Origin of the sequence: uncultured Veillonella sp. (assembly GCF_934230905.1) — a bacterium.
Taxonomy (GTDB): Bacteria; Bacillota; Negativicutes; order Veillonellales; family Veillonellaceae; genus Veillonella.
In genome coordinates this window covers 41,021-55,595 of record NZ_CAKQFJ010000004.1, presented here as the reverse complement: position 1 = coordinate 55,595, position 14,575 = coordinate 41,021, and the positions used below count along the sequence as shown (strand labels likewise).

Annotated in this window: 8 protein-coding genes; all 8 read left to right on the top strand. The window is 32.4% G+C overall.

What is annotated here, in order from left to right:
• The first annotated feature begins 8 nt into the window (after positions 1–8).
• Complete coding sequence (locus tag Q0E20_RS01710) at positions 9–1,238, top strand: aspartate kinase (protein ID WP_295995359.1); 1,230 nt, start codon at positions 9–11, stop codon at positions 1,236–1,238.
• 9 nt (positions 1,239–1,247) lie between these two features.
• Entirely contained in the window at positions 1,248–1,565 is a 318-nt protein-coding gene (locus Q0E20_RS01705; protein WP_366509619.1) for a hypothetical protein, read from the top strand.
• Between the two features lie 203 nt (positions 1,566–1,768).
• Entirely contained in the window at positions 1,769–4,675 is a 2,907-nt protein-coding gene (locus Q0E20_RS01700; RefSeq protein WP_295995354.1) for an insulinase family protein, read from the top strand.
• Between the two features lie 81 nt (positions 4,676–4,756).
• Entirely contained in the window at positions 4,757–5,704 is a 948-nt protein-coding gene (gluQRS, locus tag Q0E20_RS01695; protein WP_295995351.1) for a tRNA glutamyl-Q(34) synthetase GluQRS, read from the top strand.
• Positions 5,705–5,757: 53 nt separating this feature from the next.
• Positions 5,758–6,132 carry a CoA-binding protein gene (locus Q0E20_RS01690; RefSeq protein ID WP_295995349.1) on the top strand — a complete coding sequence of 125 codons (375 nt, stop codon included), beginning with the start codon at positions 5,758–5,760 and terminating at the stop codon, positions 6,130–6,132.
• Between the two features lie 9 nt (positions 6,133–6,141).
• Complete coding sequence (gene trxA / locus Q0E20_RS01685) at positions 6,142–6,462, top strand: thioredoxin (RefSeq protein ID WP_295995345.1); 321 nt, start codon at positions 6,142–6,144, stop codon at positions 6,460–6,462.
• A 370-nt stretch (positions 6,463–6,832) separates the two neighbouring features.
• Complete coding sequence (locus Q0E20_RS01680; protein WP_295995342.1) at positions 6,833–13,783, top strand: ESPR-type extended signal peptide-containing protein; 6,951 nt, start codon at positions 6,833–6,835, stop codon at positions 13,781–13,783.
• Positions 13,784–14,138: 355 nt separating this feature from the next.
• On the top strand, positions 14,139–14,570 hold the full coding sequence (gene mraZ, locus Q0E20_RS01675; RefSeq protein WP_005376259.1) for a division/cell wall cluster transcriptional repressor MraZ: 432 nt from the start codon (positions 14,139–14,141) through the stop codon (positions 14,568–14,570).
• Positions 14,571–14,575: the final 5 nt, after the last annotated feature.

Genomic DNA, 14,575 nt, shown 5'->3' with positions numbered 1-14,575 from the left:
GGATAATAGTGGCATTAATCGTCAAAAAGTTTGGTGGCAGTTCTGTTGCAACACCTGAAAAAATATTTAATATCGTTGATCGTGTCCTTCATGAAAAGAAAGAGGACGATCGCATTGTAATAGTTGTATCTGCTATGGGGGATACAACAGATGACTTGGTTGCTTTGGCAAAACAAGTAACATCTAAACCATATGGTCGTGAAATGGACCGCTTGTTATCTACTGGTGAACAAGTAACCATTGCCTTGATGGCTATGGCATTTAATGAACGCGGTCAAAAGGCCGTTTCTTTGACTGGTGATCAAGCAGGTATTACAAGTAGTGATAACTTTAATAAAGGTCGTATTTTAGGTGTTGATCCTAACCGTGTATTTGAAGCATTGGATGCTGGCAATATCGTTGTTGTTGCAGGTTTCCAAGGTATTACCGAATATGGCGATATGGTAACTTTGGGCCGTGGTGGTTCAGATACGACTGCCGTAGCTTTAGCAGGTGCTATGAAGGCTGACGTATGTGAAATCTTTACTGATGTAGAAGGCGTATATTCTACAGATCCTCGTGTAGCAAAAGAAGCTTTCAAATTAGAAGAAGTTACATATGGTGAAATGCTTGAAATGGCGCGATTAGGTGCTGGTGTAATGCAACCACGCGCTGTTGAAATGGGTTTCCGTTATGGTGTACCTATTCATGTTCGCTCTACATTCAGTAATAATACAGGCACAATTATTCGGGAGGATTATACCGTGGAATCTAATAAACATGTAATTACAGGCGTAGCCGATGATACAAATACAGCAAAAGTAGCTCTTGTAGGTGTTGAAAATAAACCTGGTATTGCAGCGAAAGTATTTAAAGCTTTAGCAGAAAAAAATGTTGATGTAGATATGATTGTTCAATCTATTCGTTCTGTAGGCGAACCTAAAACAGATTTAATTTTTACAGTAGCTCTTGATGACGTGGTTTTAGCAAGAGAGGTATTGTCAGAATTACAAAAAACAGTTGATATTGAAGCTGTCAATATTGATGAAAATATGGCAAAAGTATCCATTATTGGTGCTGGTATGTTAGGTCAACCTGGTGTAGCTGCACAAATGTTTGATATTCTTAGTAAAGAAGGCATTAATATTGAAATTATTAGTACTTCTGAAATTAGTATTTCCTGTTTAGTTGCTGAAAATCGTGTAAAAGAGGCAGTTCGTGTTATTCATAATGGTCTGTTACTAAATGAAAGAGGCTAATATAGCATGATGGATAGTCTACGTACATTTATGGACGAAATGCTCGATGATCAAGGGCGCAAAGAAGGTTTTATTAGTGATTTGTTGGCTAATTTAAAAACACAACCTATCCCTACATTAGAGCAAGCACAAACGGGCTATACAACAGTGAGCAATCTACATGGTATATTTTATAATTATGATGCATCAGAAGTGATTATATCGTATAAGGTAGTACCGGATATGTATGCTCCCTATACATTGAGTTTTCGCCAATTTGAAGTCGTTCTCGAAGGGTTATTGACGAGTCGGCGCAATAAAAAATGGCAAATGAATCAAGATAAATAATATAAACAGTAAGGGCACTCAACATTAGAGTGCCCTTACTTGTTGTATATATATTGTATTATCTGTAAACTATATAGTGTTATAGATGTAATTTGATAATAATTATTGAAAATTCGTGCAAATGTTGTGGATATGATATAATTAATAGTTAATAATAGAGTAAAATATGTACACATATGGAATAAATAGAAAGAAGGTTAGTTATGGAGTTGCATAAAATATATTCTGGTTTTCGCATTGATCGTATAGAACGTATTGATGAAATCAATGGTACAGCCTATGAAATGGAGCATGAAAAATCTGGGGCTCGTCTTATATATATTGATTCACCTGATACTAATAAAGTTTTTAATATTGCGTTTAGAACAACGCCTCAGGATAGCACTGGTGTTGCCCATATTATGGAGCATTCTGTATTATGTGGATCTCGTAAATTTCCTCTAAAAGAGCCATTTGTAGAGTTAGTAAAAGGTTCTTTGAATACATTTTTAAATGCTATGACATATCCTGATAAGACGATGTATCCTGTAGCTAGTAAAAATGATAAGGATTTCCATAATTTGATGGATGTATACCTCGATGCAGTGTTCTATCCACGTGCTGCAAATGATCCAGAAATTATGATGCAAGAAGGTTGGCATTATGAATTAGATTCAGTTGAAGATGAATTAACTTACAAGGGTGTTGTATTTAATGAAATGAAAGGGGTTTACTCATCCCCAGATTCTGTGCTTGAACGAGAATTAATGCATTCTTTGTTCCCTAATACGACGTATGGTGTTGATTCTGGTGGTAATCCTGATACTATTACAGATTTAACGTATGATAACTTTAAGGCATTTTACAATGTTCATTATCATCCATCTAACAGCTATATTTTTCTCTATGGCACTATGGATATTGAAGAACAATTACGCTTTATCAATGATGAATATTTGAGCCATTTTGACCGCATTGAAATTGATACTGATGTAACAGAGCAAGCTCCATTTAAAGAAGGTAAAGTCATTACGTATCCATATAGTGTTGGTTCTGATGAAAGCATAGATAATCGCACATTACATGCATTTTCTTATGTTTTACCATCTTTGACAGCAGAACAAAGTCTTGCTTTTGAGGTATTAACTCATGCTTTGCTGACATCTCCTGCTGCACCATTAAAACAGGCTTTAGTGAAATCTGGTATTGGTTCAGATGTATCGGGATACTATCTAGATAGTATCCGACAACCAATTTGGGTTGTACAGGCTAGTGGTTCTAATATAGATAAACAAAGTCAGTTACAAATGATTGTAGAGTCGACTTTATGCGAATTGTGTAACGATGGTATTGATAAAGAGTTATTAGAAGCGTCGCTTAATAGTATAGAATTTACACTTCGTGAAAGTGATTTTGGCGGTCGCCCTATCGGTTTAGCTTATATTATTCGTATGATGGATAATTGGTTATATGGTAAGGATCCATTAGAGTTATTACACTATGAAAAAGCATTAGTTAATATTCGAAACGGTTTACAAGGAACTTATTTTGAAGATTTAATTCGACACTCTATATTGGATAATAATCATAAGGTTCTTATATCTTTATATCCTGAACAAGGGTTACAAGATAAAAAAGATGCAGAAGTTAAAGCTCAATTAGCAGAGATTAAAGCCTCAATGACACAAGCGGAATTAGAGGCAATTGTAGAGCAAACAAAACGTCTTAAACTTCGTCAAGAAACACCAGATAGTGAAGATGCTCTTGCATCGATTCCTTTATTAGAATTATCTGATTTAAGTCCAGATGTTGAAGATGTAGAACGTCGTGAAAGTTTGATAGGCAATACAAAACTTCATTTTGTACCTACTTTTACAAAGGGCATTAACTATGTGGCCTACTATTTTAAGCTAGATTGTCTCACTGAAGATGAATTATTCTATGCAGATATTTTAAGTGATATTATTGGTCGTGTGGATACATCTAAACATACCTATGGGGATTTAGCTAAATTAATCAATTTAAATCTTGGTGGATTAAGTTCTGATATTACTGGCATTAGTAAAGTGGGTAAACGTGATGATTTTGTACCACTTATGGTTGTACGAAGTAAGGCGTTACGTGCTAAATTACCTGAATTATGTCATATTGTTAATGAAGTCATTCAAGATGCACAATATACAGATGTAACTCGTTTAACAGAACTTGTACAAGAAGGTAAAGCTATTTGGGATAATGAGTTATTCCGTAGAGGAAATACTATTGTTAGCCAACGTGTTATGGCTAAAGTTTCAAAGGTTGGTAAATTCCGCGATGATGGTAATTTAGGGTATTATCAAAAAATTAGTGAATTAGCAACGAATCCGGCTGCTTTGCCATTATTACCTGAAAAATTAGTTGATGTAGCTCGCAAAATTTTCCGCTCTAATAATGTGGAAATATTATTTGTTGGTGAAGAACAAGAATTGGCATTGTTTACTAAATTAATGGAACCTTTGGTTAGTGGTTGGAATGCAGACGTTTTACCTAATAATAAGTTAATTATTGAGCATACTAATAGTAATGATGGAATTATTACTGCTGGTAAGGTTCAATACGTGGCACAAGGTGGTAATTTTATTGATCATGGTTTTTCCCATGTTGGCGCCATGAGTGTATTGGAAACTATTTTGCGTTACGAGTACCTTTGGATTCGTATTCGCGTACAAGGTGGAGCGTATGGTGCATTTGCTAACTTTTATGATGATGGTAATATGATTTTCTGTAGTTATCGCGATCCAAATCTTGTAGAAACGTTTAATGTATATAAAGAATTACCTAAGTATTTACGTCAATTTACATTGACAGATCGAGAAATGCGTAAATATATTATAGGAACTATGAGTGGGCTTGATGTGCCTATGACACCTGCTTTACGTGGCCCTCGTGCGATGGGACTATATTTTAGTGGTGCTACTATTGAGGATAAGATAGCATTTAGGAAGCAAGTTATTGCTTGTAGGCCAGAAGATATTGTAGCTCTTGCAGATGTTGTAGAACCTGTATTAAAGGATCATCATATTTGTTCTATGGGGAATGAACAAAAAATTAAAGAGGCTGGTGTATTTGATAGTCTCGTATCACTTGGTTAATGTGCGTGTTGTAATGTAAGAGTGTTATTATGCTGTATTAATTTTATTGTGTAGTAGTACATTCTATAAGGAGATTTAAGTATGAAAGGACGATTTGCACCTAGCCCAACGGGGGATATCCATTTAGGGAATGTGTGGATCGCCCTTTTGTCATATATATCAACTCGTAATCAGCATGGTACTTATGTAGTACGCATGGAAGATATAGATTTACAACGATCCAAACGTGCTTTAGGTGAATCTTTATTAGATGATTTGGAGTGGTTAGGATTCGAATGGGATGAAGGCCCTCGTGTAGGAGGCCCCGAATCCTCTTATTGGCAAAGTGAACGGTTGCAGATGTATGACACTATTTTGCAGCGGCTAGAACGAGATCATCTTGTATATCCTTGTTTTTGTAATCGTACTCGTTTACAATCAATTGCTTCTGCCCCTCATCGTGGTGAAGTCGTTCATCATTATGATGGGCATTGTCGTAATTTAGATAGTGTTACGGTAGCACAGAAGAAGTTTGAAAAAAATCCATCTTTACGTATTAAGGTTGTAGACTCAACTGTAGAATTTATGGACACATATCAAGGGCCACAGGTATTTGTACTACAAGAAGGGCTTGATGATTTTGTGTTGCGTCGCGGTGATGGTATGTATGCATATAACTTGGCCGTTGTATTAGATGATATATCTATGGGGATTACAGAAGTTATTAGAGGCCATGATTTACTCGAGATTACGGCTCAACAGATTTATTTGTATTATATTTTAAATGCTAATCCTCCCTCTTATGGCCATGCACCATTGCTTATTGATAGCGATGGACATCGACTTTCAAAACGTCAGAAAAGTATAACTATAAAAGAACTGAGGGCTACAGGTTGGACACCACAGCGTATTTTAGGTGAATTGGCCGTATTGGCAGGATTTATATCTAAATGCGATAAGCCAAGTATATCTTTAAAATCGTTAGTAACGCATACAGCATATACTAAAGCCTTATGTTGTGAACATGTTGTTTTAAAAAAATCGATATAATATATTGACAATTTTCGATATTAATATATAATAGTATATAAGAGGTGGTAAGAATGACTATTAAAACTGCGTTAGCTGAAAAAGTTTGGGCTGTAATAGGTGCCACTCATAAAACCGATAAGTTTGGGTATAAGATTTATAAGTGTTTGAAAGAACATGGATATGAAGTCTATCCGGTTAATCCAAATGTAATGAGTATCGATGGAGATACTTGTTATCCAAGTCTATCTGCATTGCCAGTTGTTCCTAGCATTGTTGATTTTGTAGTACCTGAAGCAGCAGGGCTTGCAGCAATTGATGAATGTAAACAATTGGGCATTAAGACCATCTGGTTACAACCTGGTGCGGATAAGCCAGCAGTTTTAGCTAAGGCTAAAGAGGCAGGGGTGGATTATATTCAAGATTGTGTATTAGTTCAATTACCTTAGGAGGAAATAATGAGCGAATTAAAAGAGTTAAAAACAGCAGAATATCAAGATCTTGTTAATCAAGGTGGCGTAACAGTTATTGATTTCTGGGCACCATGGTGTGGATACTGTGTACGTATGATGCCAGTTATCGAAGAAATCGCTGGTGAATTAGAAGGTAAAGCTAACTTTGTAAAAGTTAATGCTGATGAAGAACCAAGCTTAGCTCGTGATTTACAAGTAGAAGTATTACCTACATTTGTTATCTTGAAAGATGGCGAAGTAGTAGATCGTAAAATTGGTTTCTTACCAAAAGGTGACTTACAAGGTGCTATTGAATCTAAATTTTAATTAGATTGATATAAGTTACAATATATAATATATAAGGCCTATTAATGTATACATATACGTTAATAGGCCTTTTTATCTATGTAAATAAAAATAGAACTAAAAAATATTAAAAAAATATAAAATGAAGAATGATATTTCTATATCGGAAAAAGTTGATTAGCTAGGCTTTTTCATAATTTATACCATGTGCAAGAATGAGTAAAATATGAAGCATAAGTTTAACTTATTAAAAAAACGCTTTAAATTTAAAATATCTTGTGGTACTATTTAGTTAGATATTGTGAATATTTAGTGAAGTATATTCCGATATTTTTCATTTATTTCATCTATGTGGGGTGAGAGCCGCATAAGTTGGGAGGGAACTTACAATATGAATAAGGTATTCAAAGTAGTATGGAGTGCGACGAAAAACGCATATGTTGTTACATCTGAGTTGGCTAAGTCGCATCAAAAAACAGCTACTACAGTTGTAGCTGCAATTTTATTAAGTGCCAGTTTGGGTGGAGGCATTGCTTCTGCATCCACACCTGCAGATTGGTATAGAACTGATTTGGCTGGTAGTCAAAAATGGTTAACACCAGGTCAAGGTAGTCAAGCGGTAGAACAACAACCAATTGATGTACAACAACAAGACCAACAACAAGGTCAACAATGGCAACAACAAGACCAACAACAATGGTCTCAACAACAAGATCAACAACAATGGGGGCAACAAGAACAAAAAAGAAAACCTCCTGTTAAAACTGGTCAAAAAAATGGTGTTGTAAATCAAACGATTATTAATAATCAATATATTACTTATGTTGCTGATAATAAAAAAATTAACAACAATACGGCTAATATTAATGTAAATAAAACCAATATAGCTAGCTTGACTACAAAGGTAACTGGAATTTCTAATGACCTTACTGCAGTTAACAAAAAAGTTAACGAAAATACTATTAAGATTGATAGCAACAGCAAAGCTATTGAAGATCTTAAAGGTCAAGTAGGTACAAAAATTAATGTTGCTGTAACTAATCTTAAAAATGAAGTGAATGAACAATTTAACACTGTTAACGCAAAATTCACAGAAATCAATAACAAGGTTAGCAATATCGAAACTAATGTTATTAACAACATAAATACAAACATTGATGCAAAAGTTGACGCTAAAATTGAAAATAATAATACAGCTATTATTAATACAGTCAACAAAACAATTAATGAAAGTATCCAAAATAATAACACTGTCATTAATAAAAACATCAAAAATGAAATTAATGCTAATAATGTAGAAGTTAATAAGACTATTAAAAATGAGATTAATGCTAATAATACTGTTATTAACAATAATATCAAAAATAGCATTGAGGCTAATAATGTTGAGATTAACAAAACTATCGTTAATAAGATTGATGCAAACAATGTAAACATTAATCAAAATATTGCTAATGTTAAGAATGAATTACAAGCAAATATTAACAAGGTAGACGTTAAAGTTGATGCTAATAATAAAGCAATCAATAACTTGACAGTTAATGTTAATAACAACAGCAAATCTATTGTTGATTTGTCTAAACAAGTTAACGAAAACACTAAAAATATTACTTTCAACAATACCATTGCGATAGAAAACCGCAAACTTATCGACGATAACAAAAAAGACATCAATGATAATAAAAAAGCTATCGAAGAGTTGAAAGGTAAAGTTGGTACTACTATCAACAACATCAACACAACAATTGATAATAAGATTAATGAAAACAACACTAAGATTATTAATCAAATCAATAAAGATGTAGACGTTAAAATTGATAATAGTAAAACCAATATTATCAATACAGTAAACACTAACATTGATAATAAAATCAACGCTAATAATACCGTTATTAACGCTAACATTGATAATAGCATTAAACAAAATAATGTCGAAATTAATAAGACTATTAAGAATGAAATTAACGCTAATAACACAGTTATTAACGCTAATATCGATAATAGCATTAAACAAAACAATGTCGAAATCAATAAGACTATAAAAAATGAAATTAATGCTAATAACACAGTTATTAACGCTAATATCGATAATAGCATTAAACAAAATAATGTTGAAATTAATAAGACAATCAAAAATGAAATTAATGCTAATAACACAACTATTATCAATAAAGTAAATGCAGATGTTGATGCTAAGATTAATAATGTTAAAACTGACATTAATCATATCAACACTACAATTAACAATGTAAATACTAAGGTTGATGGTAATACAACGAAAATAGTAGATAATAGTAAACGCATTGCTGTTAATGAAGTGAATATTGCGAATAATACTACAAACATTAATAAAAATGCGACAGCTATTACAAACTTGACGAATACGGTTAATAACAATCATGAGTATACAAAAACTCGTATCAATTATGTTCTTCAAGCTATGGGTGACCATGAAGGTCGTTTACAAGCTGTAGAAAATGATGTTAAGAATATTAAGACTGATTTGAGCAATACAACAAATCAAGTAAATATCAATACTAAAGACATTGCTGATTTGAAAGGCAAAGTTGGTCAAAATATTGGTAATGTTCAAGTAGAGATTAACAGTATTAAAAACGATATTACAAACATCAATACTAAGATTGATAAAAACGACATTGCTATCAATACAAAAGTAGATAATAAAGTTAATGAAATCAATACTAAAATTGACAATAAAGTTAACGAAATCAATACTAAGATTGATAATAAAGTAACAACTATTGATCAAAAAATTGATAATAAAGTAGCTGAAATTAATGCAAATATTGATAACAATGTAAATATTATTAACAAGAAAATCGATAACAATGTAAATGTTATTAATACAAAAATTGATAATAATGATATTGCTATTAACAAAAAAGTTGATAATAAAGTAACTGAAATCAATGCGAACATTGATAATAAGGTTAACGAAATTAATACTAAGATTGATAATAATGTTATTGATTTGAGTAAAAAAATTGATGCTAATATTGTTAATGTTAATAAGAAAATTGATGCTAACAGTACCGCAATCAATAATGTTAACGTACGCGTAGATGGTGTTAAAGGTGATTTAGATGGCCTTAAAGGTCGTGTTGATCGTCATGACCAACGTTTGGATTACTTACAAGATAATATTGTAGATAACTCTACACGTATTACTGCTAATGAAGATGCTATTAATAAATTGAAAGGCCAAATTGGTACATCAATCACTAATGTAGAAAATAAAATCAATGCTAAGATTGAAGAAAATAACACAGTGATTAGAAATGATATCAATACTGCAATTTCTAATAACAACACAGTAATTAATAAGAATATTGAAACTGCTATCAATAATAACAATACAGTAATCAATAAAAATATTGAGACTGCTATTACTAACAACAACACAACCATCCTTAATAAGGTTGATAAAAATATCGATGTAAAAATTAATGAAAACAATACAACGATTCTTAATAAAGTTGATAAAAACATCGATGTAAAAATCAATGAAAATAACAAACAAATCAACAACACAATCAATACTAAGATTGGTGAAGTGAATGTTAAAATTGATGGTGTTAAAGGTGATTTGGATGGCTTAACTAAACGTGTAGACCAAAATACAAAAGATATTAATGTAGCAGGTACAATTGCTATTGAAAACCGTACATTAATTGGTAAAAACCAAACAGCTATCGTAGATAATAGTAAACGTATCAACGAAACGAATGTTAAGGTAGAAAATAATACTACTAACATTGTAAACAATACTAAGAATATTGCTGTTAATGCACAAGCTATTGTAGATAATAGCAAACGTATTAATGAAACAAACGTTAAAGTAGATGCTAATACAACAGCTATTAACAATGTAAATATTAAAGTAGATGGCGTTAAAGGTGATTTAGATGGCCTTAAAGCTCGCGTAGATCGTCATGATCAACGTTTGGATTACTTACAAGATAATATTGTAGATAACTCTACACGCATTAGTGTTGTAGAAGATAGTGTAAAAGTTAATGCTACAAACATTACTAATAACACAACAAATATTGCAAACAATACAAAAGCAATTGCAGAAAATAGTAAACGTATTGATCAAAATACAAAAGATATTAATGTAGCAGGCACAATTGCTATTGAAAATCGTACATTAATTGGTAAAAATCAAAAAGCTATTGATGAATTGAAAGGTCAAGTAGGTAAATCCTCTACAGTTATCAACGATATTAAAACTCAAATTACTAATATTAATGGTAAGGTAGAAAATAATACTACTAACATTGCAAATAATACTAAGAATATCGCTGTTAATGCACAAGCTATCGTAGATAATAGCAAACGTATTGATGCAACGAATGTAAAAGTCGATGCTAATACAACTAATATTGCAAATAATACAACAGCTATTAATAACGTAAATGTTAAAGTGGATGGTGTTAAAGGTGATGTAGCAGGTCTTAAAGATCGTGTAGATCGTCATGACCAACGTTTAGATTACTTACAAGATAATATTGCAGATAACTCTACACGCATTAGTGTTGTAGAAGATGGTGTAAAAGTTAATGCTACAAACATTGCAGCTAACCGCACTGATATTAATGCTAATACAAAAGCGATCAATGATTTGAAAGGCCATATTGGTACTCAAATTACAAATATCGAAAATACTATTACTAACAAAATTAATGAAAATAATGTAGTTATTAATAAGTCTATCGATACTAAGATTGATGCAAACAATACCACAATTCTTAACAAGGTTGATAAGAATATTGATGTAAAAATCAATGAAAATAATAAACAAATCAACAACACAGTTAATACTAAGATTGGTGAAGTAAATGTTAAGATTGATGGTGTGAAAGGCGATGTATCTGGCCTTAAAGCACGCGTAGATCGCCATGATCAACGTTTGGATTACTTGCAAGATAATATTGTAGATAACTCTACACGTATTACTGCTAATGAAGATGCTATCAAGAAATTGAATGGTAAAATTGGTACAACTATCACAAATGTAGAAAATACAATCAATACTAAGATTGAAGCAAACAACACTGTGATTAGAAACGATATCAATACCGCAATTTCTAATAACAACACAGTAATCAACAAGAACATTGAAACTGCTATTAATAACAACAACACAACTATTATTAACAAGGTTGATAAAAATATCGATGCGAAGATTGTAGAAAACAATACGAAGATTGATAGTAAGATCAACAATGTAAATGTAAAAGTTGATGCTAATGCAAAAGCTATTGAAAACAATAGCAAATCTATTACAGCTATTCAAAATAATGTAGCTAATATTAATAGTAAAGTTGATGTGAATGCAGCAGATATTAAAGCAATTCGCACTGATGTAACTAATAATACAACAGCTATTGCTAGTGTATCTAAACAAGTAGCAGGTAACACAGCAAACATTGCAAATGTTTCTGCTAAGGTAAATGCTAACTCCACTCGTATCGATGCAAATGTAGCAGCTATTGGTAACTTGAATGGCAAAGTTGATTCTAATGCGAAAGCTATTGAATCCTTGAAAGGTCAAGTAGGTAAAGGCAACACTACAATTGTTAATGTTGAAAAGAAAGTTGAAAACATTACAAACAACATTAAAGCTCAAAATAGTGTAATCAATGCTAATACTGTAAATATTCAAAACAACACTTCTAACATTAACAATATTAAAGCTAATGTAGTAAACGTTGAAAAGAATGTTAACAATATCAAAGCTGATGTAACTATCGTGAAGAATGATATTACAAACATTAATGCAAAAGTTGATGCGAAGATTAATATTGTGAATAACAATGTTACAGATATTAAGAATGATGTGAAGAACATTAATGCACAAGTTACAAATATCAAGTCTGATGTAACTAATGTGAAGAATGATGTAACGAACATTAAATCTGATGTAACAAATATTAAAGCCGATGTAACAAATGTGAATGCAAAAGTTGAAAATAATATTAAGATTATCAACGGCATCCAAACAGATGTATCTGGCTTAAAAGATCAAGTTGGCAAAAATACACAAGCAATTAAAGACTTGCAAAATGTAAGTGCTGATGTATCCAAGGTGAAAGAACAAGTTAGTGCAAATACTATCAAAGCTAATGCTAACGAAGAACGCATTAAAAATGTTCAAAGCCAAGTAGAAGTTAATACTGATAAGATTAAACATAATACTGAAAATATCAATATTAACAAAGCTGCTATCAAACAAAATGCACAAGCAATTCAAAATACTAACGTAACAGTACAAAAAGTAATCAACAAGGTTGATGAACATACTACAGCAATTAATAATGTATCTGCTCAAGTTAATAAAAATACTAATAATATTGCGACTATCAATGCATCCGTTATTGAAAATACAAACAATATTACAAAAGTAAATAACCAAGTAACAGCAAATACTACTAACATTGCTACAGTATCCAATCAAGTTAATACGAATATCAATAATATTAATGTAAATGCTAAAAATATTAGCGTGAATACAGAAAATATTAAAAACATTGATAGCCGTGTAACAACTAATGCAAATGCTATTGTTGGTATTACTGAATCTGTGAAAGCAAATGCTACTAATATTAATGCTGTTAATAACCGTGTAACAGATGTATCTAAACAAGTTAATACAAATACTCAAAGTATTGCTACTGTAACAAATCAAGTTAATGACAATACTAAATTAACTAAAGCTGTTGGCGCGATTGCATTGGAAAACAATGAACGTATCAATGTAATGGGCTTACAAGTTAACAAGAATACTGAAGATATTAGTACATTAGCTGAAGCTGCAAATTACAGCTTGCGTGCAAGTGCAGTAACGCTTCAAGATCATGAAACTATTGAACAACATACCGCACAAATTCAAGATAACTCTCGTCGCATTAGTAGTGTAGAACGTGAAGTTAAAACTGTAGGTGCATCTGCAGCCGCATTGGCAGCATTGAAACCTATTGAATATCATGAAGGCCAAAAAGCTCAAATCATGGCTGCTGTAGGTACATACAAAGGTAAAACAGCAACTGCATTGGGTGTTGCTCATTATGCAAATCCTGATTTGTTAATTCATGCTGGTGCAGCGTATGATGGTGACAATGGTGTAATGGCAAATGCTGGTGTAACTATTGGTATCGGTTCTGCTCCTACAGCACCTTCCAAACCTGCATCTCCTGCAACTGTAAAAGTTCTTGAAGATAAAGTTGCTAACTTAGAAGCACAAAATAAAGAAATTAAACAAGTGCTTGAAAAAGTATTGGCAGCTAACCCTCAAGCAGCTAAAAAAACAACTAAATAGGGTACCTCCCAATAGGTAAACGACGAATACCTGTTTACCTAAGGTATGTATAACCGCGTAGTGCATTCATACTACGCGGTTTTCTTTTTCGTTGTTTCTGAAACTTACATCAGGTGGTGAATGTGTATAACTAGTGGTGGATAGTGGTACATATATGGCGAAGGATTATTAAAACAACTATATAAACACGAACATATATTTGTGAAAATTAAAGAAAAATGATGAAAAATAGTGGAAGATGAAGAAAAATTCATGATTTTGTCATTTTTTATGTTTTATTTATTGTATCAGGTGGGGGATTGTGGTAAAATTTACCATATAGTGGTGAATAGGGATTGTAAGGCGGTGATTTTAGATGTTCATGGGTGAATATAATCACACTATAGATGCAAAAGGGCGGTTGATTATACCAGCTAAAATACGTGAACAACTAGGTGATCATTGCGTACTTTCAAAAGGTTTAGATAATTGCATCGCTATTTATACTGCTGAAAGTTGGGAACAACTTTCAAAAACGTTACAATCATTACCGTCAAATAAAGCAAATGCTCGTGCTATTAAACGCTTTTATTTTGGTAGTGCTGCAGAACTTGAATTTGATAAACAAGGCCGCATTTTGGTGCCAAGTGCCCTTCGAGAGCATGCTGAGCTACAAAAAGATGCGGTTATTATTGGTACTGGGGATAAGGTTGAAATTTGGAGTCGCGAACGCTTTGATGCATATGATGCGGAAGTGGCTGACAGTGTAGAGTCCTTAGCCGAAGGATTAGAGGGTATTGTATTGTAGGAGGC